Origin of the sequence: Angelakisella massiliensis (genome assembly GCF_900104675.1) — a bacterium.
GTDB classification, from domain to species: Bacteria; Bacillota; Clostridia; order Oscillospirales; family Ruminococcaceae; genus Angelakisella; species Angelakisella massiliensis.
The window spans coordinates 1553460-1578942 of sequence record NZ_LT629945.1 but is presented as its reverse complement, the minus strand read 5'-3'; the positions used below and the strand labels follow the sequence as shown (position 1 = coordinate 1578942).

The following is a 25483-nucleotide window of genomic DNA, read 5'->3' as shown; positions in this document are numbered from 1 at the left end:
TCCCGAAGACAACAGACAGATATACAGCAAAAAGCGCAGAAATCTTTGATAAATTCCAAGTGTTTTAACACAGCAGCTGGCGTTGATTGCAGAAAAAGACCATCATTTCCACTGTCCAGCAATCCCTAATCAAACAAAGCACCACATCGGCCATTATCTCGGGGGCATTTTCCCTGGAAAATCTGAGTACAGGAACGGGAAGGGGAACAGAACAGGCGAAGTCTTCTCTCCCCTCACAGCTTTTGGAGGCTATGTCTTTTTCTCCTAAATCCATACTGCTGTTGGACATTTTTACAGATACGGACCCAGCTATTTTGACACAGCAGGATTCCATCGCCGGTCCCATGAAAATCGTCCGCCGCATCTTCTTTTTTACTCCCAGCAGGAAAATTATTTTTTCCTCTCTGATCCCCCTTGACAAAGCAGGGGGTATCCATTATTATTTTAGTAATTTCTAAAATACTTAAATTAAGGAGAACGTCTATGGCATCGAAACGTTTTGCCCTCCCCGGCCCGCTGTGCGTAGCCTGCGGCAGCTGTGTCAAGGTCTGTCCCCTGGACGCCATCACCATCTGGAAAGGGATTATTGCCAAAGTGGATTCCAAGCGGTGTGTAGGCTGCGGCAAATGCGCCGCCGAATGTCCCGCCAGCGTCATTACTCTGGTGGCAAGAGAGGAGGCAGCGCAGTGAAAAAGCAACTCCACTGGTATGATCGGCTCTGGATCGTCACCATCATCTACCTGGGACTGGGGTTTTTCAATATTCTCTTTGCCTGGCTGGGTCTGATTTTCTTCTGCCTTCCCCTGATTCTGGCCATCGGCGGCAAGGATAAACTTTACTGCAACCACTACTGCGACCGGGGACAGTTCCTGGCCCTGTTGGGAGGGCGTCTGGGACTGTCCCGGAAGCGGGATATTCCCGGCTGGATGCGCTCCAAAGCCTTTCGTTACGGCTTTCTCGCTTTCTTCATGGTGATGTTCTTCCAGATGCTCTATACCACCTGGCTGGTCTTTACCGGAGCCCGCCAACTGGGAATGTCGGTACGGCTGCTGTGGACCTTCAACGTCCCCTGGCATTGGGCCTATCCTGTGGAAGTGACCCCTTGGGCAGCTCAATTCGCCTTCGGCTTCTACAGCATCATGCTCACCTCCACCCTCATCGGTATTGTGGTGATGGTTCTTTTCAAACCCCGTGCCTGGTGCGTTTTCTGCCCCATGGGCACCATGACCCAGCTGATCTGCAAGGTGAAGGCAAAGGAGGAATGACCCATGGAGGAACAGGCAAAGCAGGTGGCAAAGCTGATGGGACTGCTTTCCAACGAAAACCGCCTGCTGATCCTCTGTGCCCTGTCGAAGGGGCCTATGACAGTGGGGGAACTATCGGAATATCTGCCGTCCATCACCCTGTCCGCCCTATCCCAGCATCTGAATCTGCTGCGGCTTTCAGGGCTGCTGGAAAAGGAAAAACAAGGGCTCCATGTTCTCTACTCCATTTCTGATCCCAGGGTCAAGGGACTGCTTGATTACTTACGGGAGCATTTTTGCAGCTAACTTTTTAAAAAGAATATCCGCTCCTGCTGCGCCGAAAACATCTCCCATCCTCAGCCCCGGCTGAGACAGAATTTTACTTTTCAAAAGGCGTGGGACATTTTATCTTCTGCACCCTTGTCCCACGGCCTATAAGCAAGTGTTTGTATTCTGATGAATTTTTCTGAGGCGGCAAGTTTGATGTTTACCACCGGACTGCCGAATCCAAAGCTTTTTTGCTCTTCCCAGCAGCGCTGGTATTTTACGTTCTGCTCAAATATACAACAAACCCCTCCCGGAAAACAGATGTTGTCTCCCGGGAGGGGCTTTTGTCGTTGGTATGATTTGCTGCATCAAAACCAGACGCTGAAAAACAGCCGCCAGGTCATCTTTTCAGCAGCAGCACCGAAAGATCGTTGACATTGGTACCGGTGGGACCGGTCATAATCAGACCATTCACCGCCTGGAGGGCATGATAGGCATCATTCTCCGCCAAAGTTTCATAGATGGAGATTCCCTTTTCTTTCAGCGCCGCCTTGGTAAAGCTGTCCACATATCCACCCGCGGCATCGGTGGGGCCATCGGTACCATCGGAACCCACAGAAAAAACTGCCGCTCCCGCAACGCCATCCAGCAGCTCCGCCGCTGCCAGCGCCAACTCCTGATTACGGCCCCCTTTTCCCTTGCCGGTCAGATGGACCACTGTTTCTCCTCCGGCAATAAATGCCATAGAGCGGCTGCTGTCCCCATAGGTTCGGGCAATGGCGCCCAAAAACGCTCCTGCTTCCCGGGCCTCACAGGAGAGGCAGTCGGTGAGGATGATGGGCTCATATCCCAGCTTTTCGCAGGTTTCCTTTGCGGAGGCACACAGCTGCCGCACACTGCCTGTGACGCAGCTGGTCACATGGTCCAGCTTTTTGGGGGTCTCCACCTCCAACAGCCGCCGGGCTTCCGGAGAAAGGCGCAGGTGGTATTTTTCTGCGATGGCCACAGCATCCGCAGCCGTGGAGCTGTCGGGATAGGCTGGACCGGAGGCGATCATATCCAAAGGATCCCCCAGGATATCGGACAAAATGATGCTGAACACCCGTGCAGGAGCGCACAGCTGACCAAATTTTCCTCCCTTGACAGCGGAAATCCGTTTGCGGATGGTGTTGATTTCCACAATATCCGCACCACAAGCCAGCAACTGCTGGGTGATATCTGTCAGCTCCTCTGGGGAGACCAGTGGCTTTTCAAATAGGGCAGAGCCGCCGCCGGAAACCAAAAAAAGCACCAGATCCTCTGGGGTAAGACCACTCACCAGGCGGATTGCTGCCTCAGCGCCCCGAAAACTATTTTCATCCGGCACCGGATGGCCCGCCTCTATGATCTCAAAGTTACTCACAGGCCCCATACTATGACCATACTTGGTTACCACCACACCGGCACTGATCCGCTCTCCCAGTAAATCAGCAGCAGCTTTGGCCATCTGCCAGGCGGCCTTGCCTACCGATACCAGCACCACTTTTCCCTCTCCCAGAGGGCACTGCTCCATGGCACGGCGTACCGCCGCATCCGGCAGCGCCGCTCCAATCGCCCCCTGAATGATCTCTTCCGCATCCTTTCTCAGTTCCATCAGTGCTCCTCCTTCGTTTTCAGGTCAGGCAGGGTCCCTTTAAAACCCTTCCATCCAAGTCGTACAATTTATAAGATGTTCTGATTCCTTATAAGCAAAGGGGCAAGGGCACAGACAAAGTAAAAAAAAACGCTCCTGTCTGCATTTTTCTCCTTGACCGATTCCATTCCGCCTTCGTCCTGCGGCCTTGGCTATCTCAAGTTTCTTTCTCACCCAGTGGAAGGTGGATCTTCCATTTTTTGTGCTATTTTCTATTCTTTATCGTTTTTATTCCATTGAAATTTATTTTAATCGGATAAAGGCTGCGGAAACAAGCAACGTTTTACCTAATATTTCAAATAAAAATTCTCCCTTTTCCACAACAGGGCCTGAACCAGTCTGTCACCGGTCCAGGCCCTGCTGATTTTTTCTATTTTCTTGCTGAGGACAACAGCTTTTCCAGTTCCCGGGTTCGGTTCAGGTCCATTTCAGGGGTGCCCTCCAGAGGAAATGGAATCCCCAATGTCCGGTATTTTTCCAGACAGAGGGTGCGGAAAGGCAGCAGCTCCACCCGCTCCACATTGGGATAAGGCTCCAGTAACTTCCCCAGTTTTTGGATATTCTCCTCTGTATCAGTAAGGCCAGGGATGACCACATGGCGAATCCAGAGGGGGATGCCTTTTTTCCTGCACAGCTCCAGAAATTCCAAGGTATGGCTGAGGCTGCCGCCAGTATAGCGGCGGTACTCCTCCTCGGTGGTAAATTTCAGGTCCGCCAGCACCAGGTCCGTCTGCTCCAGAACCCTTTCCGCCCGGTCCAGCGGGACTGCCCCTGAGGTATCCAGAGCGGTGTGGATTCCCTCCCGGCGCAGCTGCCGGAACAGCTCCTCTACAAACTCCCCCTGAGCCAAAGGCTCCCCGCCCGTGGCTGTGACGCCCCCTTTTTTCAAGTACCCACGGCACCGGAGCACCCGCTCCAGCACCTGTTCCACCGTGTACTCCGCTCCTCCTGTCATTTCCCAGGTGTCTGGATTGTGGCAAAAGGCGCACCGGAGAGGGCAGCCCTGAAAAAAGACCACATAGCGCAGCCCAGGGCCATCCACCGCCCCCATGGACTGAAAAGAGTGAATCCGTCCTGTCACCGCCATCTCTTACACCGCCTCATGGAAGGTGCGGGAAATAACTTCCCGCTGCTGCTCCCGGGTGAGCTTATGGAAGTTGACTGCATAACCAGAGACACGGATGGTGAGGTTGGGATATTTGCTGGGGTCCTCATAAGCCTCCAAGAGCGTCTGGCGGTTGAGGACATTGACGTTGAGGTGGTGAGCCATCTGACCGAAATAGCCGCTCAGCAGGCTTACCAGATTATCATACCGCTCCTCCGGGGTACGTCCCAGAGCTTCCGGAATAATGGAGAAAGTGTTGGATACTCCATCTTTGCACCAGTCATAGGAAATCTTGGCCACTGAATTAAGGGCGGCCACAGCGCCGTTCTTTTCCCGGCCATGCATGGGGTTGGCGCCGGGAGCAAAGGGCTCACCAGCCTTCCGTCCGTCCGGGGTGGCGCCGGTCTTTTTGCCATAGACCACATTGGAGGTGATGGTCAGCACCGACAGGGTAGCCTCGGCATCCCGATAAAGCTTGTGCTTTTTCAGTTCCTGAGAGAACAGCTTCATCTGCTCGGCGGCAATCGCGTCCACCCGGTCGTCGTCGTTGCCAAAGGCCGGGTACTCCCCTTCCACCTCAAAGCCGGTGATAAGGCCTGTCTCAGGATTGCGGACACATTTGACCCGGGCGTATTTGATGGCCGAAAGGGAATCCGCCAGTACGCTCATTCCCGCCGCGCCAAAGGCCATATACCGATGAACATAGGTATCATGGAGGGCCATCTGAGTTTTCTCATAGGCGTATTTGTCGTGCATATAGTGGATGACGTTCATGGTGTTCACATACATCCGCGCCAGCCATGCCCGGTAAAAATCCAGCCGCCGGGTGACTTCCTCATATTCCAGGTAATCTCCCTGCCAAGGCTCGGTGACCGGCCCCACCTGCTGGTTTTTCATCTCATCCTTGCCGCCGTTGAGGCTCATCAGCAGCAGTTTGGCCAAATTGGCCCGGGCGCCGAAGAACTGCATCTCCTTGCCCACCCGCATGGCGGAAACACAGCAGGCGATGGCGTAATCATCCCCATAGATGGGGCGCATCAGATCGTCGTTTTCATACTGGATGGCGTCGGTCTCACAGGAAACTTTGGCGCAATACCGCTGGAAAGCCTCCGGCAGTTCATTGGACCAGAGGACGGTCAGATTGGGCTCCGGCGCAGGTCCCAGATTGTACAGTGTGTGAAGAATCCGATAGGAACTGCGGGTGACCAAAGGACGGCCATCCTCTCCCATACCGCCTACCGCTTCGGTAATCCACATGGGATCGCCGCCGAACAGTTCATTGTATTCCTGGGTACGCAGATGGCGGGCCATCCGCAGCTTCATCACAAAATCATCCAGGATCTCCTGGACCCCAGTCTCATCCAGCAGGCCATTTTCCAGATCCCGCTGGAAATAAATATCCAGGAAGGTGCTCACACGTCCCAGGCTCATCGCCGCGCCGTTCTGCTCCTTGATGGCTCCCAGATAACCGAAATACAGCCACTGCACCGCTTCCCTGGCATTCTCAGCGGGGGCGCCGATATCAAAGCCATACATTGCAGCCATCTCTTTGAGTTTACCCAAAAAGTCGATCTGCCGGTACAATTCCTCCAGCAGGCGGATATTCTCCTCGGTCATATCCTGCTGGCCGATCTGTTGCTTATCCGCCTTTTTCTCCTCCACCAGGCGGTCAATACCGTACAAAGCCACCCGGCGATAGTCGCCAATGATCCGTCCCCGGCCATAGGCATCCGGCAGACCGGTGATGAGGCCGCAGTGGCGCGCCGCCTTGGTTTCATCATTATACACCCGGAACACACCGTCGTTATGGGTGGTGCGGTACCGGAATTCCTCCTCCACCTGGGGGGACAGCTCATAGCCATAGGCCTTGCAGGCGGAACGGGCCATCCGGATGCCGCCGAAGGGATTGACCCCCCGCTTCAGGGGACGGTCGGTCTGAAGGCCCACAATGATCTCCCGGTCCTTGTCCAGGTAGCCGGGCTTATAGTTGAGCAGCGAAGTGACGGTGGTGGTATCGATATCCAGCACACCGCCAAACTCCCGCTCCAGAGAAAACAGATTATTCAGCTTCTTCATCAGCGCCTGGGTCCGCTCTGTAGCCGGAGCGAGAAAGGATTCGTCCCCGGTATAAGGGGTGTAGTTGCGCTGAATGAAATCACGGACATCAATGGTCTGCTGCCACCGGCCAGGGCGGAAGCCGTTCCAGGGATTTGCCATAGAGATGCACCTCCAAAAGTTTCACGGTTTTTCCCGTCACCGGGCTGCCCGATAAAACAAAAAGGGCAGCATCACCAAAGCGACGCTGCCCAGACGGTCGGCAAATATCCATTTCCACTCCCCTGTGGTTATCCCACTTTGTCCGTCAGTTGTGGAAACAACTTTAGTATAACGGTATCTTCCCTTATCCGTCAATGGTCAAACTGTCCTATAAGATTCCACTTTAGCCCCTTTTTCCCGGGGTTTTCATCCAATTGCACCTTTATTTACTCCTTGAAAGGATGAAAAGCCGGGAAAGGCTTTCCCTTCATAGGAGGAATCACCTGTGGAAAATTTGCAAAGCAGAAAATTCTGAAACAAGGGGATATCTGTGAGTTCTCCACTGAAAATCCGCACCAATTGAAGCGGCTCAGCCTTTCTCCCCAGTCAAAAACCGCGGTTCCCAAGCTCCTGCTTTGGAAGGTGTTTCCAGCGTTTTGATCACAGTTTCTCAGGACAGGTCCTCTTCCATCAGCTGGAAAGGATCGATGTAAACATTGTTGATGGACAGGGCAAAATGAAGGTGAGGGCCGGTAGAATATCCTGTGGAACCTACGGCTCCCACGGGATCTCCTGTCTCCAGAAAATCCCCTGTGGCACAGCTGAGACTGTCCATGTGATAGTACCAGCTTTTCAGGCCGAAACCGTGCTCAATGCAGACGGTATTGCCTGTCAGCTGGAGATAACCGGCATACAGCACACGGCCATTATTGGGCGCGGTGACCGGCGTGCCCTTGGCAACAGGAAAATCCACGCCATTGTGCCGGTCCGCCACACCGTTGATCAGCCGGGTATATCCAAAGGAGCTGGAGGTACGCACAGGATTCATCTCCACCGGCATCACAAAGGGACCGGACCAATACTGCTCATCATCCGACTGGTTTTTCAGCGGGCGGGTGACCGTCTCAAACTCGGTGTTGGCGGTGCTGCTGTTGACGGTGGAATCTGCCACCTCCTGATCCATAGTGATCACTTCCACGTCAAATTCGCCGTCTGTAACCGTCAGGGGCAGCTGCTCCTCTCCCCCGTTCCACCGGACAGTCACATGATACTCCCCCGGCTGGGTGCCGTTGTTCACCGGCAGATAAGCGGTCAATCCTCCATCGTCCTCAAAAAATGTGGGGGTAAATCCCAAATCCGTCTCAATGGTGGGGAATTCTTCCGGCACATCCTCAAAACGGATCACCGTCAAACGTCCCGCCTGAACGGTATCGCTGCTCAAAGAAATCAAATCTGATGGTTCTTCCTCTGAATCAGAAACGGCATTTTCAGCCGCCTCCGGCTCAGTCTGGGGAGCTTCCTGCTGGGAAACACTCTCTGCCGATGTACTTTCTTCCGCTGAACTTTCCTCAGAAGCACTCTCTTCAGGCGCACTTTCCGAAGCGGAAATGGTCACCGGCAGCAGATATTCCGCCTGGATGCGGCTTCCATCGTCCTGTTCCCACACTGCCTTGATCACCAGTTTAACGGTGCTGCCCTCCTGAGGCTGCCATTCTCCCTGCTGCAGCTCTTCCAGCGTCCCCTGCCACAAAGATTCTTCCCCCTCAAAAGCCTCTACTTCCGTTGTATCGGCAGCAGGCTCCAGTGTCAGCTGGGGCAGTCCCTGTTCCGAGGGCATGGGATTCATACAGGTTGCGGTGGTCTGAGACAAGTCTTCCAAACTTCCCTCTTCCCCCCAGGATATGGCCGGAATCTCTACGGGATTTTCCAGTCCCGCAAGCTTGGCCTTCAAGGACGGAGGCGAAAACTCCGCCTGAGAAATCACCTGATGCTCCTCCAAAATAGAAGGAGGATTTTGTTCCTGCTGGCTGCCGCACCCCACCGCCAATGTCAAAAGCAGCATCCCACACAATGCCGCGGCCATACGAAGCTCCATATGGATCACCTTTCCTTTCTGCCGTTTTCCCCGAAGAAAAGCAGCTTTAAATAATAGTGTAACATCCATATGTGACGAAAACAAGTGGAGAAAGTAGGGTCTTGAAACCTTGCGTTTTTCTGCAAAAACAAAAGACAACCAATCAAAACCACCAGTTCAACTGGTGGTTTGCATCAGCCCTAGAAGGGCATATTACCGGCCTGCGTCTTAAGACGCACTGAATGTTACTTCGCTTGCATCACTTGCCCCGCAGCCCGTAAACGGGCAATCGACGTTCCTCGGAAGTTTTTCCATGGACGAAAATTTGCTCCTTGCAGCTCACTTCGCTCGATGCTTGAAGCTAAAGCTTTTTATGGGATGCCTTCACCGGCAGAGCCGGTGGTTTCCATTGACAAAAAATCCCCCCGCATCATCTTACAATGATGCGGGGGCATGGTTGCCACTGTTGTCCTGACATACGGTCAGAACAGATTTTTCTTTTCTCCGGGCGGAGCAATTATTTCTTCATTGCCACAGCGCCGGCAGAGATCAGGGATACCACAGCCAGAGCGGTGGCTACACCCACCACGTCGTTAGCGCCGGTATCAGGGTTGTTGGCGGTGTTGTCATTGCCGCTGGTGTTGTCCTCGGTGTTATCGGAAGCGGAAACATCCAGCTTCACATCAGAAATCACATAGCTGGTAGCGGAACGGATCTTGCCGGTGAAGGCATAGGCATCCTTATCCCACTTCAGGGAAGACTTGACCAGCTTGCCATTCTTGACCTCATAAACATGAGCATCCTCTTCTGCATACAGCTCGAAGTTCATGGTAGAGGGGAAGCCATTGGTGTGGATGTTGGCGAAGGTCAGTTCGGCATCAGGATAAGCCTTGAGGATATCGGTATCGGCATCCTCGTCGTAGCCGTAGTAGATCTCATCGCCGTCATAGACACGGCCTTCCGCGTAAGCGATGTCGCCAAAGGTAACCTCTGCGGTACCGTAAGTGGTGTTGTTCTCCTTATCCCACTCTACGAACATACCGTTGCTGCCGCTCAGATCCACGGCCAGCTGGGTGTCAACGCCCCGGACTTCCTTGGGATAACCAACGCTCAGCTTCAGGCTGGAAACGCCAGTACCCGCTCTGAAGCTGTAGCTGTCGTTCTTGCGCAGAATGGTCGTATCGCTGGAATCCTTCACGGTCTTCTTGGACTTGAGGGTCAGCTCAGAGATGGTCACATTGACCTTGCCATCCTTGACTTCCTGGGTGTAGTTCTGCTTCAGTTTGATCTTGACGCAGTCATCATCCAGATAGATCTTCTCTACCAGATCAGCACCCTTGGAGAACTTCTTGGTAGCGATGGTAAAGGTAGCATCGTCCAGGTCGTACTCCTTGATATTCAGGTTGTCTCCCTTGCTGTTGTAGAAATAGCTGGCGGGTACTTTAACGGTATCGCCGGGTTTGACAGTCATGGTGGTGTAGACACCATTGACGTCAGAGGTGCCTACGGTGGGATCGCCCCATTCGTAGGTGGTAGCGAAAGCCATGGTAGACATCATAGCCACCGCCAAGACCATGGACAGGGCCTTTTTGATCGGTTTCATGCACAATTCCTCCTAACGATTTTTTGTCGCTTGTCGTCAGGATCTCATATCCTTTCGACACGCTTATTATATTACAATCGTGTAATCTTTTTCATGAATTTTTCCGGTCAAAAAAGTGGAGCAGTCGTTAATTTTCATTTTAACTTGTAAAAAAAGCTTCCTATAAAACCAATTTTGCACAAAGATCCATATGATCATTTCCAGAAAAGCAGAAAATTATGTGAAAAAGATTACACAGTTGTAATCTTTCAAACACATTTTCAACACACTTCTCTGCTGAAAAATTGCTTATTTCCTTAAAAGTATGGCAATGCTGTGAAAAAGGCTTTCTTTTTTACCCCAGGACACATCAAGGATAAATGTTCATTTTTCAGACATGGAAAACTTTCATTGAATCCCAGAAATCTTCATGGGTTTCCAGTATAATTAAAGTGAAATTTTGCGAAAAAGAGTAAAGGTATACCTGAAACCCTTTTTCCTGTCTGAATCATCGAGGATGAAGCAGCAATATATCCCCGGTGATATTCCCATCAATGGAAGGAAGTGCAACATGGAAAAAGAACGGATGCTTCTGCAAGAAGAAGAACAGGTCCGCAAGCTGTTAAGCAACTGCCTGCGCCGGGAGGGATTCCAGTTTTTGGACGATGATTCCCCGAGACAGCCAGGGGATCAGCACATTGTGTTGGTCGCTTTATCAGTCATGCTGACCGATGCGGCTTCCCTGGAAGAAAAGCGGACGCAGCTGCTGCGCCTGACCAGCCCGCTTTCTTTGCTCAGTCTGGTGCAGGGACAACAAAGTCCCGATCAGGAAGAGCTGGCGGCAGGACTGCTGTATAATGTAAAGCCCCTGCTTCTGGAAGCCAGCTGCCCCAGAGAACACACCGGCGCATCCGTTTTACGGAATATGCCGGATATGATCTTTGGGGGATTGGAAATCCGCTGCAAGCAGCGCATCGTTTTAATCAACGGAAAACAGGTGGAGCTGACCCGAAAAGAATTTGATCTGCTGGTGTATCTGGCAAGGTATCAGGGTTTGGTTCTTACCAGGGCTCAGCTGTTGGAATCGGTATGGGGCTGCAGCTATGATGGAAACATCCGCACAGTGGACACTCATGTAAAACGTTTGCGGGCAAAGCTGCGGGGCTATGGCAAGTGCATTACAACCATGAGAGGGATCGGATACCGCTTTCAGTGGAAAGAGGAAGGCGGAGCAGCAGAATTTTCGGAAAACATTTAAAATAAACTATGGACCGGAATCAAACGCATTGTTTGGCTCCGGTCCTTTCATTTCTGTCTGTAAACAGGTGATTTTCTCTTCAGTATACATCTTTTCAAGCATTTCCTTTTCCAATATTATTTTTCCCTTCCTGATGCCTGAAGCGAAAGTTTGTTTGATCCTCCCAACCATGGGAGTGAGTTTTGGGAGCCGAAACACATAAGCAAAGCCCCGCTGCTGGAGTGCTCCATCTCATAGGGAAACGAACTGAACCCCCAGGGGCACTACCGGTACGGAACAAAGAAAAATCCACGAGCTGTCGAATGATGGCTTGTGGATTTTTCAATTTTATCTCAAAACATTATCAACCATCGTAATTATATATCAAACCTTTCTGGCACACAGAGCGAGCCAGAAAGGAAGATGTCTAAAGATTGCCACTTCATTAAATTGCTTTAGGTGTGATAATCTATATCAGATTTACATTTTCTTCTCCGTGCTTATTTAGAAAATCATATGATTTCTAATGCAAGAGGTCTATCGTCAAAAAACATTTTCCCATTAGTTGCAAGAATATTTATTATTTGATAAAATTACAGCAATAACTCTAACGAAAGTTGGTGTGTATATGGCTCTGTTCTCTACTATCGATAGTTTATACCAAAGCATTAAAGCCACCCTATCAGGCGGCTGGACCTTCACTGAGAATTCTCCCATCAATGATCCTGTTTTGGGATCTATCCCTTCTGGGAAGTTCTTCCTCTGGACTACTCCTTCAGGAGAGCAATTGGTTGTTGTTTTACGCCAAACTTCACTGACAGGAAGTGACCGAAACAAGCCTCAAATTCGAGTTTTCACAGATAATATACAGTTTGCATATCGTTATGCAAAACAGAACAACTTACGCTACTTTTTCTTTGCTTACTGCGCTACACCGCCAGCTAATCTTAAGTTACCCACTGGGACAGACCCTTCAGAATATCTTGTTTCCATAGAAAGTAAAATTAATCGAACCACACCGGGGCGGGTAGATATTCGCAGCATGTATGATAATATGTCTGCTCCCGAAACCAGGTCTTTTTTTCGCGTCTCGCCCGCAGAACATAATTGTCCCAGCTTGACTCAAAGCTGCTTTGTCCGCATTTGCGATGCATCTGGCTCGTTTGCTGTAAGTCAATTGGAAAACTATCTCCAATATTTTGATTCCAGGCCATATATGACAGACCTATCAGGCGGACATCGCATAGTATTCAAGCCTTCAGCACTTTATGTTTCTGATCCCTCTCCCTTAGATTTGCCCCACAATTTGCTGGTTCACGGCGCTCCTGGCACGGGCAAGAGCCACTTTCTGAATAAGGCTGCCACGGATCTTGCGAAAGCAGGTCAGGCCATATATCGGCGTGTCACATTCTATGAAGACTATTCCTATGGACAGTTTGTCGGAGAATATATGCCCGTTCCCCAGGAAGACTGCACCGAAACCGTAGCCTTAGAGTATGCTGGAACCCCTGTCTCCGGTACAGTGTCTGGAGAACACATCACATATCGATTTTCCCCGGGGCCTTTAGCTGAACTCTTGGCCGACTGCTATGCCGCAAAGCTAAATAAGTCCCCTATGAAATATATTCTAATTATCGAAGAATTAAATCGTGCTAATGCAGCCAGCGTATTCGGGGACATTTTTCAGCTTCTGGATCGCGAAAAGGGTACCAGTATTTATGAAATCACCGCAAAATCAGAGTTTGCGCACTATCTCCACTCCGCAGTTTCCCACAAACTTACAGACGATACGATAGACTTGCCCGAGGATGCATTTAGCAAGATAAAACTCCCGGACAACCTGTATATCTGGACTACGTTGAACAGCGCAGATCAAGGTGTATTTCCATTGGATTCGGCATTCAAGCGACGCTGGTCCTGCATTTATCGAGATGTCGTAGAAGTTGATCCGTCTAATGCACGCCGCCCTCATATCTGTTTGCCTGTATTTGATAGTTCCGTAAATTCCTATGTTGCCACTACTTTCGATTGGAATACTTTTAGAGACTCCATTAACACGGAGATTCTCAATGAGGGCTTTGCGGAAGATCGTTGCATTGGCTACTGGTTCTTCAGTGAAACTGAGATGAACGATATTGAGAAGTACACAAATGCATCTGTAGAAATGCGAAATGGAACTGGAACACATGAGCTGTCTACCATGCAAAATCCGTTAGTGGACAAACTATTTGCATACCTCTTACAAGATGTTTTCCGCAATACCCCTTCCAGTTTCTTTGCGGAAAATATTCATACGCTTTCGCAGATCCGACAGGCATTGAAAAACCTTGCTTACAATGGAACCTCCGTGGATATCAAATCGTTGACTGTACTCCCGGAAAAAAGTTATATAACCCCATCCGTTTAATGTCGAGGTATGCCTATGTCCAGCACTGCAATTATTTTCGTAAAGGAACTGACCAGATGGGAGGATTTTCCTGGTGATGTTCCGCCAGAATCCAAATCTGTTTGGAATGCGTTGCCCGATGCTGTTCAAGAGCAATTAAAAGCGGATCTGGCAAAGCAGGGCTTCTTCAATGGAACCTCGTTTTCCTTTGTCGGGATTTATTACTCTTGTGTTGCAGAAACCGTAGTAATTGGTTTTCCCAAATATCTGTCGACACCATCTGCACCTCAAATACTGGAACATGTCAATTTGATTTGCAAGGTTGCCGCAAAGATATTTTCACAGTCCAGCGTTCGGTTTGAGAATCAGTTTCACCCGTTTAATCCCCGGCGCACAGCACATATCTCAAACCCATACGACCTTGCCGTATTTCTTTTGAGAGACTATGCAGAAAATGGTTTATATACCGAGCGTAAGCGGCAGATTCGCACTGATGGTATCGGACAACGTAATTGGACACAGACGCTTCATCGCACAGCGCCGATTTTTGACCGTACTCCTGTATATCTACAACCAATCACAGTAAAAAGTGTTAGAAAGATTTCTGATATCATTACGCCGCTCCATGCCTATATTGTGAATCAGTGTGCTCGCCTCCTCAAGCCGCTTGGACTTTTTAAGAGACTTACACTCCCTGCTGCACCACGCTTGGATAATGCAGACCTTTCACGTTATGTTCCTGCCATTAGCAATAAAATCAATCAGACTTTTTCTGATCGGGAATTACGGCTCCTCCGGGGATTAAGAAGCTGGTGCAAGGAAGGGCCGTATAACCAAACTCGTTTAGGGATCACTTCATTTGAAGATTTTTGGGAAGCCGCAACCAAGAAGTATTTCGGGAATATCGAGCATACCCGCTCCGGTCCACCGAAGTATTATTTGGATAGATCCAGCGATGCCTATATTGGCAGTGGAGAAGCAATTCCTGATATTCTTAATGCTGGAACAAGCACTACTTCTGACCCATACTTGGCGATTTTCGATGCTAAATACTATTGTCCAGTATTTGATGATATGAATTCTCGCATCTATGCTGCACCTCCGAATTCAGATATTGCAAAACAAATTCAATACTACTATTCTCTCAAAAATCAATACCCTACTGCGCTATTTGGCAACGCATTTTTGATTCCTTATTGTTCTTCAAGCAGCATGTATTGTTGTGTAGGGTATGCAGTACCAAACACGGATTGGCATGATGAAATTGCAAAGAAAACTTCATTGTCAAAAACTATGGTAAGCGCCTCTCCTGGTGACCGTGTTTTGATTTATCAAGTTGACCCCACACAGCTTTTGAATGCCTGTTTGCATGACGCTCACATTCCTGACAGTAACGTTTTCGATGATTTTATAAAACCCTTTAATAGCAAAGCAGAGGTGGGGCCGTAGCCCCATCTCTGCTGTTAATCATAATTCTGTACGATAATATGAATCGCATTTGACTGAAAGCGATTTCGGATGTTCACAGCATATCTCTTTTGGTACTCCCCCCGAATATAGGGTGCATATAATTCTTCGGTCAATCGGGTTTTTCCAATAATCATTAGCGCTGGACAACTTAGATTTCGAAAATCTGCAGCTAATCTTCGATGTTCATTTTCGTCAAACCCATTCATCATGTCAATGTTTCCGTAATCATTAAAAACACAATCATACGGTGGGTCTAAAAACATAAAATCATTCTCTGTCGCCATTTCGAAAAGTGTCCGATAATCAGAACATAAAACCAATGACCGCTGCAATAAATCATGGTGTTCTTCTGTAATAACTTTTGTATTCAGATGCCTGTATCGACCAAAGGGGACGTTATACTCTCCGTGGCTGTTATATCGAATCATACCAGAATACGCCGTTTTATTGATGAAATAATATAACACTCCATCAAGATACTCGCCTGTAGGATGATTATATTGCTCACGCAAATGATAATATAATGCCTCGTTGCGGTTTTCGCACCGCTCATTTGGGTATTGCCTTTTTAATTCTTCGTACTCATGTTGATTTGCTTCATACTGCTGCTGAAGCTGATCCAGCTGTTGCATCATTAGCGGGTAGTTGTCTCTTAACTGCTGATAAAATGTAATCAGTTTGGGATTTACATCTCCAACGACCGCTTGCTCTGGCTCCAGATGAAAATAGACTGCGCCTCCACCCAAGAACGGCTCAAAATAGCGGTGATAATCCTGTGGAATCCGATTTATAAAATCAGGGATTTCCTTTTGCTTTCCTCCACGATATTTTATAATCGGCTTCAAAATCGTCACCTCCTTGCCTTTTTGTATCTTTGTTAACTATAACTCATAGACAAAATTTCTGCAACTGTTTTATAGGCGTGAGCGTTATTATATCATAAGCGGGGGATCGGGCGCAATCTCTTCTCAAGAATTCTACGAATGCGTCTATTTCAAAATATTTAGGTAGCTTTCGCCTCGAGATTTTGGTATTGTGTGTTGCTACCAGGAGGTGCAACGCATGAACAAACTACTGAAAGACCTCTACGACTGCTTTTATACCCCGCCAGAATTTTCGGAGCAGAAGCAGGAAGTGGAAGAATGCCACCAGGCACTGATCAAAGCGCTGGAGAAGCCGGAACGGCGGCTGGTACTGCGAATTATGGATGCCCAGAGTCTGATGTCAGAGGAACGCTCCATCGACAGCTTTATCTCTGGATTTGAACTGGCGTGGCAGCTCTCCGTGGAGCTGAATCAATTCGAAAAAGAGCGCTCAGTCTCTCGCTGTACGGCGAAGAGATTGGGCGCTCTTTCCGTTTCCGGAAAGGAAGTAACATGAAGAAACGTATTATCACTGCCGCAGCATTCGCTGCCTGCCCGGCTCTGTGTGCCGCTGTGTGGCCACAGAAGCAACCAGCCAGGGAAACACCCACACTGCCCATGCCAGCCGTTGTAAGCGCCACACAGCCCGAAGTTTCGGAGATACCGGAAACAGAAGGAGTCATATCCCCAGAGGAAGAAAAGGCGGAAGCAACACTGCCGGAACTGGTGGAGGAAGCAGACATTGACCCGGGGCCATCGCCTGCTCAAGCGCCCCCGGCGAGTGAAGTACCAGTCCCACCTGAACAGGATGCCGCACCACAGCAAGAACCGGAGCCTGCCCCGGAACCTGACAGCGAACCGGACAACATGGTCTATGTGCCAGGCTTCGGCTGGATAGAAAGCCAAGGCCCCAACCATGTGGAATACGCCGAGGACATGTACGAGAACGGCAATAAAATCGGGATCATGGGATAAATGAAAAGCAGTACGGTATCAGGACAAAGCCTGGTGCCGCACTGCTTATTCTGTTTCCTGCTCCAAAGCGTCGCTGAAGATCTCATGGACGTGGATCAGCGAAACAACTTCACAGAGAAACCGCTCCGCCAGTTCCTTTTCGTCCAGCCAGGTGGTCTGCGGCGGCACATAGTAACCGGAATCAGCCTCTGCCTCGGCTCTGGCTCTACGAAGGGCTTTCTGGATGGAGAGCCACTGACCGTAAGCGCCGCCTTTCAACTGTTTTCTCAGTTTCCGGATGGCAGCCTTATACGTTTTCTCCGCGCCACTGGGGCCGTTGTAGTTGAGCCGGATGGCCAGTTCTTGAAAGGTCATACCCTGATCGTTGGGCTGGCCGATTCCCAGATAACAGCGCACCAAATTCAGCTCTCTGGGGCTCAGCACTTCCTCCATACGCTGGAGGATCAGTGTCCGGCGCATGAAGCGGTCATAGGCCCTGGCGGGGTCACCTCCATACCCCAGGTCAAAGACACGCTCGCCCAAACACTCGACTTGAAACACGGTGCGGTATTCCTTCAGCAGACGCTTGGCTACTTTGGCGGAGACTACCAACTTCTCTTGAATGGCGGTCAGAATATCTGCTTCGGCGTCCTGCTCGTGTGTGGCATAGAGGAAAGCCACCTGGTGCAGCTGGCGGTAACGGTCCATCGGGAGCGACAGAGAGAAAGAACCCTGGGCGGCGCAGTCCCGCATGGCCGTCTCAATGGCGGGGGTCGCATAGGTCAGCAGCTTTGTTCCATAGGAGAAATCAAACCGCGTCGCCGCATCCAGCAGTGCCAGCGCCCCCTCCTGCTTGAGGTCGTCCACCAGAAAGTCCTGAGAAAACTGCTCGCAGTAGCTTGTGGCCAGCATGGTCAGGTATCCCTCATTCTGGGAAAGCAGGAGCGGTGCGGCCTGCGGATCGCCGTCCTGTATGCGCTGGGCCAGTTGCTCGTTGCTGGGGCAGGGAGTGTCACAGTGGTACATGCTCATGGCCGGTTCTCCCGGGCAATGCGCGCTCTCGCCTGAGCATAGATCGCTTCCTGCTCCATGTCCTTTGCATAGCCGTTGGCAGCATAGTCGTTATCCATGAGCGCCTTATCCCGCAGGCTCTCCGCTACATACAGTGCTTCATTGCGTAGCTCGTCGGAGATCTTTCCTCTCTGGTGATGCTTGCGGATGGTGTTGGTGCGGGTGGTGAACAGGCGGTAGACCGGGTGCTGTTTGTTTTGTTCCTTCTGCCGCATCATGGCGCCGTACTGCCGGCAGGTCATGCGTGGATCCTGAGGCGCAATGCCATCGCAGTATTTCGGCATGTGGCCGTTGGTGGTGAGAAAGTATGTCCCGCAGCCACAGCACCGACTGGGGGCATGGCCGTGCTGCAATCCGTTCATCAGGTCAAAGATGTAGAAGCTGATGGTATGGTCAAAGAAACACCGGTTCACAAATACGGTTTCCTTTTCCTGTTTCGGGTGTCGGGCAAAGACATAGGAGGATCTCAAATCCGGTGTGATGGTGAATGGCTCAACATCCGGCACCGGCAAATCACGCATCGTATCCCAGAACCATTCGCTGTTGAAGCAGTCGTGGGCGGCCATGGCAAAGAAGGTCTCTGTCCGTTTCTTCAGCCGTCGCAGATAGCCCTCCTCAAAATATCGTGCCGCCATGGCAAAGTGCTGGATGCCCAGGGGAATGCTGAAGGCGGCCACCAGATAGCGGAAGAAAAATTCCCGGACGGGCGAAGCCGGCTTCAGCAGATCGTTGTGGGATGCCGGGGAAAACATCACCTCCAATGTGTGCTGCTCCTGTGCTTTGTCCATCAGGCTGTACGGTGGACATTGCCACAGGGCATCCAGCAGCTTCTCCAGAGAGACGCGGGTCCCGTCCAGCAGGTTGATCAATTCACCTCGCCCGGCCAAGGCCAGGGCCTCCACCTGATGGCTGATGGCGCCGCCGTGGGTGACCAGTTCCCGTATGGTCTCCTCGGGAACATTCAACAGTTCGGCGACAAAGTGGCCGGCCGGGTAGACGGTCTCGTTAAAAAAGATCTGATCCTGCCAGACATCCATTGTCAGATGCAGGAAATTGTTGTTCTGTTGGATCCCCAGTGGCATAGGGCCACCCCCTCTGTCCTATATCTGTTTTCTGCCTGTCTTGTGATATTCTCATTTTATCAAAATACCCCCAATAATCAAGTGAAAGGAAAAACTCCTTTCGGGAAAGGCGCTCACTGTGGTGGGCGCTTTTTTCATACTCAGAACAAAGGAGGAATGATTCATGAACAAAAACATCCCGCCGCTTCGCACGGTGGATGGGGCGGCCCTGATGAGCCAGCCTCTGCGTCCGCCCAATTTTGTGGTGGACACCCTGATCGCGCAAGGACTGCACCTCCTTGCCGGCTCTCCCAAGGTGGGAAAATCCTGGCTGGCTCTCTGGCTGTCCGTTATGGTGGCCAAGGGAGAGCCGGTCTGGAAGATGCCCACCAAACAGGGTACCACCCTCTATCTCTGTCTGGAGGATTCCGTCCTCCGCATCCAGAACCGGCTCTTCGAGATCACCGAGGACGCGCCAAGCAGCGTCCACTTTTGCACGGAGTGCGCCCTCATTGGACAGGGGCTGGAGGAGCAGGTGGAAACTTTCCTCGCCACACATCCCGACACCGTGCTGGTCATCATCGACACCCTGCAGATGGTCCGTCCAGCTCGCGACGCAACCTACGCCAATGACTACCGCGACCTCTCTGCACTGAAGCGAATCGCGGATGCCCACGGCATCGCCATTCTGCTGATCCATCATCTGCGCAAGGAAACTGCTGATGATGTGTTCAACCGCATCTCCGGTACCACCGCTATCAGCGGTGCGGTGGATTCCAGCTTCACACTGGTGGAGGAACGGCGGGGCAGCGGTAGAGCGAAGCTCTCCTGTGTTGGCCGTGACATTGAATACCGGGAGCTGACACTGGAGCGCAACGGTGAAAATGTATGGGAACTGGTGTCGGACAGCCGGACACAGCCGGAGCTGCTGGGCGACCGTATCGTTTATCTCCTCTCCGAACTGATGCGTGACCGAACTGAATTTATCGGCACTCCCACAGAGCTGTCTGAACGAATCGACCCTTTGGGTGTGGAGCACATCTCGCCCAAGAAAGTGTCCCGACAGATCCAGCAAAACCTTGACGCACTAAGCAAAATCGGCATTTCCACTCTGGTGCGCCGCAGCAACGGAAGGCGGCTCATTGAGCTGCAGCGTGCCGAAAGTGACGATACCCAGGGTGTCCCGGCAGTCGACCCTGTTGACCCTGCCGGGGCGCTGTGCGGCGATTTGCGGGCGGTTTCCAGGTACGGCGAGTAAACTCCCGCAAGGCAAAAGAAACGCCGTGTTGGGCCGCTTGTGGCCGAAGGTGGAACGCGGTAGTCCGGTGCGGGAGAATCACCTCCTTGGAGGTGGCCAGCATCGCGTTTGTCTGGTCGCCGGCAAAGCCGCCGCCCGCCTTCCGCATAATTTCCGGGCAGAAGCCCGGACCCACTTTATCTGTGATTTGGAGGAAACGACATGAAAAAAGATATCAAGTTCAGTACCCGGATGGCATCCAAAGACCGGGAGGCCATCAAGGAATTGGCGAAACGCTCCGGGATGTCCATGAGCGATTATGTGACCGCCTGCTGTCTGGGAAAGCAGATTGTGGTCGTCGATGGACTGAAAGAAGTGCTCAAGGAGCTGAAGTCCATCGGCAGAAATCTGAATCAACTCGTCACCCTGGCACACATGGGACGCGTCACGGTGATTAATCTGGACGGTATACGACAGGCGTTCTCTGACCTCTGCGCTGCTGTCCGGTTGATCCTGGAACGAAAGCGGTGGTGAAAAATGGCGATCATCAGCTTCACTAACTACAAGCGAGGACAGACCACCGGATGCATGGGAGCCGTGATGCGGTACACCATGCAGAACAAGAAAACCGAGTGTGACGGTCAACAGTTGGTCACAGGCATCAACTGCCAGCCGGAATCTGTCTACGCGGACTTCATGACCCCCAAGCGGCTGCATCACAAAACCGACGGCGTGCTGTTCTACCACATGGTGCAGAGCTTCCCCAAAGGCGAAGCGGTCGATCCGGTCGCCGCTCATGCGGCGGCACTGAAGCTGGCTGAGTACTATGAGGGGTATGAAGTTCTGGTCTGCACCCACACAGACCGGGAACACATTCATTCCCACTTTCTCATCAACTCCGTCAACTTCGATACCGGAAAGAAACTGCACATCGCAAAGGATCAGCTTCAGGAACTGCGACAGCGCAACGATCAGGTCTGCATAGAGTTTTCTCTCCCTGTGTTCCAGCCCAAGGATAGGAAGCAGAAAACGAAAACTATGAGGATTGGCGAGTATCACACGACCGCCCGTGGTCAGAGTAAGAAGCTGCAGCTCATGAATCTCATCAACGACTGTATGCGCCACGCATCCAGCCGTGAGGAGTTCATTGCGCTGATGGAGAGCGAGGGCTACAAGGTACGTTGGGAAGCGTCCCGACGGAACATCACCTACACCACACCCAGCGGCTGGCAGTGCCGAGACCGCCTGCTGTTTGGGGACAAATATTTGAAGGAGAATATGGAATATGAATTCAGGATCAGAGAAGAAATTATCTATGGACGAGCTGTTGGAGAAGAACCGTCCCGCGCAGGTGGTACAGACCACGCCGCAGCCTCCGGCGCAGGAGCTGACACTACCTCCCGAAGTGCATCCTACGAAAGCAGAGTGGGAGGATCTGCAGAGCGGCCTCTACACACTGGGGTACCACACCGAGAGACAGACTGGCTATCTGAAGAAGATCAGCGAACTGCTGGCGCAGCTCCCGACACGGACACAGATGGACGAGCTGCTGAAAGCGGTGAAGCATCTGGAGCGGATGAGCGAACAGGCTGGGAAGCGGAACGAGAAGCGTTTTTCTCTGCCCGGCATCAGACTGTCCAGACTGCGGCTGCCGCACCTGGATGGTCCCACATGGGCGGTCCTGCTGATGGGGACGGGGGCGTTGCTTCTGCTGTGGTGGGGCTTGGATACCGTCTGGAGCGGTCTCAGCCTGATGCTCCCGTGATGGACAGCACCACAATGCACTCGCACACAGACAGAAAAACACTCCGTAAGCAGCAGCAAAAGAAAATCGCCCAGGGCCATGCCCAGGACGATCACGAAGAAGAACAAACCTGGCAGCAGACCATGTGACGGTCTGCTATTTTTGTTGCCCAAATTGGATTCGGGGGAAAGGAACTCAATGAAAAGTGAATTTGAAGTGTATATGGAAACAGGTATCCTGGGCGGTTATATGCCGGAGCGAGCAATCGGTATCCGGGGAGAAAACACGATTACGCCGATCTACCGGGATACATTCTATCACGAAACGGAACATGGTATGGAGCTGCGCCGGGAGATGATCGTGGGCGGACGAAAATTCTTCGTCCGCTCCATCTTTTCAACTGCCGAGAAAGCAAAAACACCGACGGAACAGATGCTCCAAATCATCGACAGTGATTTAGGAAAAGATTCGATTTGAGGATAGACTTTAGGCAGGAGATGCGGTATGTTTGTTGTTACCGTATCGGCTTGCCCAGAAAGGAGTAGCAATGGCAAGCAATGAAAAATATACCGTCCTCTATGGCCGGCTGAGCCAAGAGGACACACAGAAAACAAATAAGACGGATGACTCTAACAGCATTCAGAATCATGATGTAATGTATAGAGGGTGGAATACACCAAAAAACATTACATCATGACTGGCGGCTCATTTGTGGCGAATGAAAAGACAGTTATGATAAAGGAGGGATGCCCTCAAACCTACCATAACTGTCAATCACATTCCCTCGAAAGGAGCTTTGTATGGAACTGACTTATACCCAATGCGGCGACTATTTCATCCCCGATCTTGTGTTATCGGACACCAAAGAGTATCATATCGGGAAATATGGCCGGTTGCGCCGTGCCTACTTAAAAGAACACCGGCCCATTCTGTATACCGATCTTATTGTCACTGAAAAGCTGTTTCCCCATTTGGAGGAAATCGACACCGCCTGCCGGGAGCGGCTGGAAATTATCGAAAAAGCCATGATGCAGCAAGAGGGCGTCACAGAAGCCCTGAAATCTGCCGACCAGATGGCATGGGTGCGCTCCATGAACTCCATCCACAACAGGGCCGAGGAAATCGTCCTGGCGGAGTTGGTCTACTGTTGAGGGAGGGAACGCAATGATTTTGGAAGCCATGTATAACGGGGAGTTTTATCCCTGTGAAACCGTTGTTCCCACATCCCCGGAATACCGCAAGGCGATCCAAACCTGTGCGGCGTTGATGGAGCAGTTATCCCAGCGGCTCAGCAAAGAGGACTATGCTCTGGTGGAGGAACTCCGGGCGCAGAACGCTATCGCTCAGTGCGAGGAAAGTGAGAGCCATTTCAAGTATGGCTTTTCGGCGGGGCTGATTGTCCAGCAGGAGGCCCATGAACAGCTGCAAAACAAGAAATAAGCGATGGCCGAAAAAGCCCACGCAGCCGGAAAGAGACCGGTGGCGTGGGCTTTCTGTTATATATGGTTATTCTGTCAGATCATCCGAAGTTTCCGCAACCAGCCGGTCAAAGTCGCTCTGATAGGTCCGATCCTGCAATACCCGGAACTTTTCAAACTCTTTCTCAGCAAAGGCTTTGGCGATGGCGGCGGTCACCTTGCCTTTATCATGCAGAATATCTTCCTCGTTGAACTGTAAAAATGCGTCAAGCCGCTTGACCCAATCGGCCATATACATGACATTTCCCCGGCGGGCCTGCCGTTCCGCATAGTCAAGGTACATGGTGACGATCTCGTTCAGGTTTCGCATTTCCGTTTCGTTCAGATAGTTTTTGGCGACGGTGACATCCGATTTGCGGATACGGCCTTTGGGGGCGTTTTTCCATGTGGTAAGCCCCATGTTGGGCTTAGTGCTGTCGGCACGGCCATATACGATCTCGGCGGCGGTATGATGGGTGACCGCATAGTGGAGCTTATTCTGCACCGTGGCGAAAAACTCCTTTGTAATAGGGCTTTCCACATCGTAGTCGGCGCTGCACTGGGAATAGATGTCCGTGATTTTCTGGTAAAATCTTCTCTCGCTGGCCCGGATGTCCCGGATACGCTCCAGCTGTTCCTCGAAATAATCCTTGCCGAAAAAGTTCTCCGGCTCCCGCAGCCGTGCGTCATCCATCACATAGCCTTTGATGATGAACTCTTTCAACACCCTGTTTGCCCAAATGCGGAACATGGTCGCCTTTTTGGAGTTCACCCGATACCCCACAGCGATAATGGCGTCCAGATTATAATAGTTGGTCTGATACCGTTTCCCGTCCGCCGCAGTTGTTTCCATTTTGGAAACAACTGAATCCTCGCTCAGTTCGCCGGATTCAAAGATATTTTTCAGGTGCTTGGAAATGGCCGCTTTCTGTACCTCGAACAGTTCTGCCATTTTTGCCTGTGTCAGCCAGAGGTTTTCCTGAAAGAGCAGGATTTCCACCCGCACTTCTCCGTTTTCGGTCTTATAAAAGAGGATTTCTCTGGTTTCATACGGGGTCAGTCCCTGTTCCTCGCTCATTCCTCGTCACCTCCATCCGTCCGGTTCTTTCCCCGGCTCTTGTAGACATTATACTGGTTCTTGCACCGTGGGCTGCAAAAGGCGGCGTTGGACCGGCTACCCAGAAACACCTTCTGGCAGTGCTTGCACAGGCGCAGGGGCTGGTCACCGTCTACCAACATGAAGCTGAACATCATCTGGATGCCCAGCAGCAGCGAATGGAAATCCCAATAGATGGTGGGCTTATCCAACAGCTCGATGTGGTAGCTGGGGGCGATCCCACCAAATGCGGCCATGGCCTTGCGGTACAGCCCCCGTGCATCCTCGTCGATGGAATCATAGTCATTGTAGTACAAAATAGCTGTGGTCAGCGTAAAGGCCCAGTCCTTGAACTGCTGGGCAACCCAGTCGTAGGGTTCCGCATACTCTCGCTGGAAGCTCATGTTCTTCGCCATCGGCTCGTCCATGAAAGTCATGGTCAGGGCAACCATCGTCCGGTCACCGGACACATTCCATGTGGATTCAATGCCTTTTTTCACCAAATCCAGCTGGTCAAAGGGGTAAAACAGGGACAAGTATTTGTCTGTCGCCATGGATTCTTCCTTGATGAAGTGGTTTTTCGGCAGGTACACCGCCTCATAGTCCATAAAGGACGGTGTGGTGGGAAGGGCAGTCATCAGCCCCAGCAGGCCGTACCGGGTGATAAACTCCATGATCGCCTTTTCCACTTCTGCTTCCGGCTTGCGCCCCATCATCAGCATCCCCACATTCAGCGCATCCAGCACAATGTTGGGGACCTCTTTCAGCGGATTGTAGACATCCGGCTTTGCGCTCTTGCCGGGGGTGATATACCGCTTGCCATCTTCCGCTGTTTTCAGCTCGTAATGATCGTACCGCACCCAATGGGAACGGGACTGTTCAAATAAATTTTTCATCATACACGCCCTTTCTCCTTAATCGTCCCA

At 51.3% G+C, this 25483-nt stretch carries 24 protein-coding genes and 1 riboswitch; of the genes, 14 read left to right on the top strand and 10 right to left on the bottom strand.

What is annotated here, in order from left to right:
- Window positions 1-483: 483 nt before the first annotated feature.
- The 3 genes from BQ5383_RS12850 to BQ5383_RS12840 are packed head-to-tail and all read left to right on the top strand — an operon-like array spanning window position 484 to window position 1550.
- Window positions 484-690 carry a 4Fe-4S binding protein gene (locus tag BQ5383_RS12850; protein WP_071432564.1) on the top strand — a complete coding sequence of 69 codons (207 nt, stop codon included), beginning with the start codon at window positions 484-486 and terminating at the stop codon, window positions 688-690.
- Window positions 687-1265 carry a 4Fe-4S binding protein gene (locus BQ5383_RS12845; protein ID WP_071432562.1) on the top strand — a complete coding sequence of 193 codons (579 nt, stop codon included), beginning with the start codon at window positions 687-689 and terminating at the stop codon, window positions 1263-1265. The genes BQ5383_RS12850 and BQ5383_RS12845 overlap by 4 nt, the downstream gene beginning before the upstream one ends.
- A gap of 3 nt (window positions 1266-1268) precedes the next feature.
- Entirely contained in the window at window positions 1269-1550 is a 282-nt protein-coding gene (locus BQ5383_RS12840) for an ArsR/SmtB family transcription factor (protein ID WP_071432560.1), read from the top strand.
- Between the two features lie 361 nt (window positions 1551-1911).
- On the opposite strand, the gene BQ5383_RS12835 is transcribed toward BQ5383_RS12840, so the two are convergent.
- From BQ5383_RS12835 to BQ5383_RS12810, 5 genes are all read right to left on the bottom strand, one after another.
- Entirely contained in the window at window positions 1912-3144 is a 1233-nt protein-coding gene (locus BQ5383_RS12835; RefSeq protein WP_071432558.1) for a glycerate kinase type-2 family protein, read from the bottom strand.
- A gap of 409 nt (window positions 3145-3553) precedes the next feature.
- Window positions 3554-4270 (bottom strand): pyruvate formate-lyase-activating protein, encoded by a 717-nt coding sequence (pflA, locus tag BQ5383_RS12830; RefSeq protein WP_071432556.1) that lies wholly within the window; start codon window positions 4268-4270, stop codon window positions 3554-3556.
- Window positions 4271-4273: 3 nt separating this feature from the next.
- Window positions 4274-6505, bottom strand: coding sequence for a formate C-acetyltransferase (pflB, locus tag BQ5383_RS12825; RefSeq protein ID WP_071432554.1), 2232 nt, complete (start codon window positions 6503-6505; stop codon window positions 4274-4276).
- 80 nt (window positions 6506-6585) lie between these two features.
- A riboswitch (ZMP/ZTP riboswitch) is annotated at window positions 6586-6668 on the bottom strand.
- A 327-nt stretch (window positions 6669-6995) separates the two neighbouring features.
- Window positions 6996-8420 (bottom strand): M23 family metallopeptidase, encoded by a 1425-nt coding sequence (locus BQ5383_RS12815; RefSeq protein WP_071432550.1) that lies wholly within the window; start codon window positions 8418-8420, stop codon window positions 6996-6998.
- A gap of 496 nt (window positions 8421-8916) precedes the next feature.
- Window positions 8917-10002 carry a hypothetical protein gene (locus tag BQ5383_RS12810; RefSeq protein ID WP_071432548.1) on the bottom strand — a complete coding sequence of 362 codons (1086 nt, stop codon included), beginning with the start codon at window positions 10000-10002 and terminating at the stop codon, window positions 8917-8919.
- A 550-nt stretch (window positions 10003-10552) separates the two neighbouring features.
- Between BQ5383_RS12810 and BQ5383_RS12805 the strand changes: the two genes are divergently transcribed.
- From BQ5383_RS12805 to BQ5383_RS12795, 3 genes are all read left to right on the top strand, one after another.
- Entirely contained in the window at window positions 10553-11239 is a 687-nt protein-coding gene (locus BQ5383_RS12805) for a winged helix-turn-helix transcriptional regulator (protein WP_071432546.1), read from the top strand.
- Window positions 11240-11846: 607 nt separating this feature from the next.
- Window positions 11847-13625: an AAA family ATPase gene (locus BQ5383_RS20425; RefSeq protein WP_139193425.1), complete on the top strand. Its 1779-nt coding sequence runs from the start codon at window positions 11847-11849 to the stop codon at window positions 13623-13625.
- Window positions 13626-13640: 15 nt separating this feature from the next.
- Window positions 13641-15053 (top strand): LlaJI family restriction endonuclease, encoded by a 1413-nt coding sequence (locus tag BQ5383_RS12795; protein ID WP_071432542.1) that lies wholly within the window; start codon window positions 13641-13643, stop codon window positions 15051-15053.
- A 14-nt stretch (window positions 15054-15067) separates the two neighbouring features.
- Here BQ5383_RS12795 and BQ5383_RS12790 read toward each other — a convergent pair whose 3' ends face one another.
- Complete coding sequence (locus tag BQ5383_RS12790) at window positions 15068-15928, bottom strand: DNA adenine methylase (protein ID WP_420835666.1); 861 nt, start codon at window positions 15926-15928, stop codon at window positions 15068-15070.
- Window positions 15929-16136: 208 nt separating this feature from the next.
- Here BQ5383_RS12790 and BQ5383_RS12785 point away from each other — a divergent pair, with 208 nt between their 5' ends.
- Both BQ5383_RS12785 and BQ5383_RS12780 read left to right on the top strand, forming a co-directional pair.
- Window positions 16137-16454, top strand: a complete 318-nt coding sequence (locus BQ5383_RS12785; RefSeq protein WP_071432540.1) for a DUF6809 family protein — start codon at window positions 16137-16139, stop codon at window positions 16452-16454.
- Window positions 16451-16912, top strand: coding sequence for a DUF6550 family protein (locus tag BQ5383_RS12780; protein WP_071432538.1), 462 nt, complete (start codon window positions 16451-16453; stop codon window positions 16910-16912). Before BQ5383_RS12785 ends, BQ5383_RS12780 begins: the two co-directional genes overlap by 4 nt.
- A gap of 45 nt (window positions 16913-16957) precedes the next feature.
- Here the strand turns inward: BQ5383_RS12780 and BQ5383_RS12775 are convergent, their stop codons facing one another.
- The gene (locus tag BQ5383_RS12775) at window positions 16958-17923 is read right to left on the bottom strand and encodes a sigma-70 family RNA polymerase sigma factor (RefSeq protein WP_071432536.1); all 966 of its coding nucleotides are present in this window, start codon (window positions 17921-17923) and stop codon (window positions 16958-16960) included.
- Window positions 17920-19044: a DUF6076 domain-containing protein gene (locus tag BQ5383_RS12770; RefSeq protein WP_071432534.1), complete on the bottom strand. Its 1125-nt coding sequence runs from the start codon at window positions 19042-19044 to the stop codon at window positions 17920-17922. Before BQ5383_RS12770 ends, BQ5383_RS12775 begins: the two co-directional genes overlap by 4 nt.
- A gap of 163 nt (window positions 19045-19207) precedes the next feature.
- Here BQ5383_RS12770 and BQ5383_RS12765 point away from each other — a divergent pair, with 163 nt between their 5' ends.
- The 6 genes from BQ5383_RS12765 to BQ5383_RS12740 all read left to right on the top strand — a co-directional run bounded on the left by BQ5383_RS12765 (window position 19208) and on the right by BQ5383_RS12740 (window position 23444).
- Window positions 19208-20281, top strand: coding sequence for an AAA family ATPase (locus tag BQ5383_RS12765; RefSeq protein ID WP_071432532.1), 1074 nt, complete (start codon window positions 19208-19210; stop codon window positions 20279-20281).
- A 201-nt stretch (window positions 20282-20482) separates the two neighbouring features.
- Window positions 20483-20794: a plasmid mobilization protein gene (locus BQ5383_RS12760; protein ID WP_071432530.1), complete on the top strand. Its 312-nt coding sequence runs from the start codon at window positions 20483-20485 to the stop codon at window positions 20792-20794.
- A 3-nt stretch (window positions 20795-20797) separates the two neighbouring features.
- Complete coding sequence (locus BQ5383_RS12755) at window positions 20798-22153, top strand: relaxase/mobilization nuclease domain-containing protein (protein WP_071432528.1); 1356 nt, start codon at window positions 20798-20800, stop codon at window positions 22151-22153.
- 49 nt (window positions 22154-22202) lie between these two features.
- The gene (locus BQ5383_RS12750) at window positions 22203-22481 is read left to right on the top strand and encodes a hypothetical protein (protein WP_071432526.1); all 279 of its coding nucleotides are present in this window, start codon (window positions 22203-22205) and stop codon (window positions 22479-22481) included.
- Window positions 22482-22804: 323 nt separating this feature from the next.
- Window positions 22805-23155, top strand: a complete 351-nt coding sequence (locus tag BQ5383_RS12745) for a TnpV protein (RefSeq protein ID WP_071432524.1) — start codon at window positions 22805-22807, stop codon at window positions 23153-23155.
- Window positions 23156-23168: 13 nt separating this feature from the next.
- Entirely contained in the window at window positions 23169-23444 is a 276-nt protein-coding gene (locus BQ5383_RS12740) for a DUF6809 family protein (RefSeq protein ID WP_002596150.1), read from the top strand.
- Window positions 23445-23510: 66 nt separating this feature from the next.
- Here BQ5383_RS12740 and BQ5383_RS12735 read toward each other — a convergent pair whose 3' ends face one another.
- Window positions 23511-24539, bottom strand: a complete 1029-nt coding sequence (locus BQ5383_RS12735; protein WP_071432522.1) for a virulence RhuM family protein — start codon at window positions 24537-24539, stop codon at window positions 23511-23513.
- Window positions 24536-25456: a DNA gyrase inhibitor YacG gene (locus BQ5383_RS12730; RefSeq protein ID WP_083389962.1), complete on the bottom strand. Its 921-nt coding sequence runs from the start codon at window positions 25454-25456 to the stop codon at window positions 24536-24538. Before BQ5383_RS12730 ends, BQ5383_RS12735 begins: the two co-directional genes overlap by 4 nt.
- Window positions 25457-25483: the final 27 nt, after the last annotated feature.

Bases quoted from the DNA above. Each gene is read 5' to 3' on its own strand.
- BQ5383_RS12810 (WP_071432548.1), bottom strand. From the start codon at position 10,002: ATGAAACCGATCAAAAAGGCCCTGTCCATGGTCTTGGCGGTGGCTATG.
- pflA (WP_071432556.1), bottom strand. From the start codon at position 4,270: ATGGCGGTGACAGGACGGATTCACTCTTTTCAGTCCATGGGGGCGGTG.
- BQ5383_RS12835 (WP_071432558.1), bottom strand. From the start codon at position 3,144: ATGGAACTGAGAAAGGATGCGGAAGAGATCATTCAGGGGGCGATTGGA.
- BQ5383_RS12780 (WP_071432538.1), top strand. From the start codon at position 16,451: ATGAAGAAACGTATTATCACTGCCGCAGCATTCGCTGCCTGCCCGGCT.
- BQ5383_RS12740 (WP_002596150.1), top strand. From the start codon at position 23,169: ATGATTTTGGAAGCCATGTATAACGGGGAGTTTTATCCCTGTGAAACC.
- BQ5383_RS12840 (WP_071432560.1), top strand. From the start codon at position 1,269: ATGGAGGAACAGGCAAAGCAGGTGGCAAAGCTGATGGGACTGCTTTCC.
- BQ5383_RS12755 (WP_071432528.1), top strand. From the start codon at position 20,798: ATGGCGATCATCAGCTTCACTAACTACAAGCGAGGACAGACCACCGGA.
- BQ5383_RS12735 (WP_071432522.1), bottom strand. From the start codon at position 24,539: ATGAGCGAGGAACAGGGACTGACCCCGTATGAAACCAGAGAAATCCTC.
- BQ5383_RS12760 (WP_071432530.1), top strand. From the start codon at position 20,483: ATGAAAAAAGATATCAAGTTCAGTACCCGGATGGCATCCAAAGACCGG.
- BQ5383_RS12805 (WP_071432546.1), top strand. From the start codon at position 10,553: ATGGAAAAAGAACGGATGCTTCTGCAAGAAGAAGAACAGGTCCGCAAG.
- BQ5383_RS12750 (WP_071432526.1), top strand. From the start codon at position 22,203: ATGAAAAGTGAATTTGAAGTGTATATGGAAACAGGTATCCTGGGCGGT.
- BQ5383_RS12795 (WP_071432542.1), top strand. From the start codon at position 13,641: ATGTCCAGCACTGCAATTATTTTCGTAAAGGAACTGACCAGATGGGAG.
- BQ5383_RS12850 (WP_071432564.1), top strand. From the start codon at position 484: ATGGCATCGAAACGTTTTGCCCTCCCCGGCCCGCTGTGCGTAGCCTGC.
- BQ5383_RS20425 (WP_139193425.1), top strand. From the start codon at position 11,847: ATGGCTCTGTTCTCTACTATCGATAGTTTATACCAAAGCATTAAAGCC.
- BQ5383_RS12785 (WP_071432540.1), top strand. From the start codon at position 16,137: ATGAACAAACTACTGAAAGACCTCTACGACTGCTTTTATACCCCGCCA.
- BQ5383_RS12765 (WP_071432532.1), top strand. From the start codon at position 19,208: ATGAACAAAAACATCCCGCCGCTTCGCACGGTGGATGGGGCGGCCCTG.
- BQ5383_RS12745 (WP_071432524.1), top strand. From the start codon at position 22,805: ATGGAACTGACTTATACCCAATGCGGCGACTATTTCATCCCCGATCTT.
- pflB (WP_071432554.1), bottom strand. From the start codon at position 6,505: ATGGCAAATCCCTGGAACGGCTTCCGCCCTGGCCGGTGGCAGCAGACC.
- BQ5383_RS12815 (WP_071432550.1), bottom strand. From the start codon at position 8,420: ATGGAGCTTCGTATGGCCGCGGCATTGTGTGGGATGCTGCTTTTGACA.
- BQ5383_RS12770 (WP_071432534.1), bottom strand. From the start codon at position 19,044: ATGCCACTGGGGATCCAACAGAACAACAATTTCCTGCATCTGACAATG.
- BQ5383_RS12730 (WP_083389962.1), bottom strand. From the start codon at position 25,456: ATGATGAAAAATTTATTTGAACAGTCCCGTTCCCATTGGGTGCGGTAC.
- BQ5383_RS12775 (WP_071432536.1), bottom strand. From the start codon at position 17,923: ATGAGCATGTACCACTGTGACACTCCCTGCCCCAGCAACGAGCAACTG.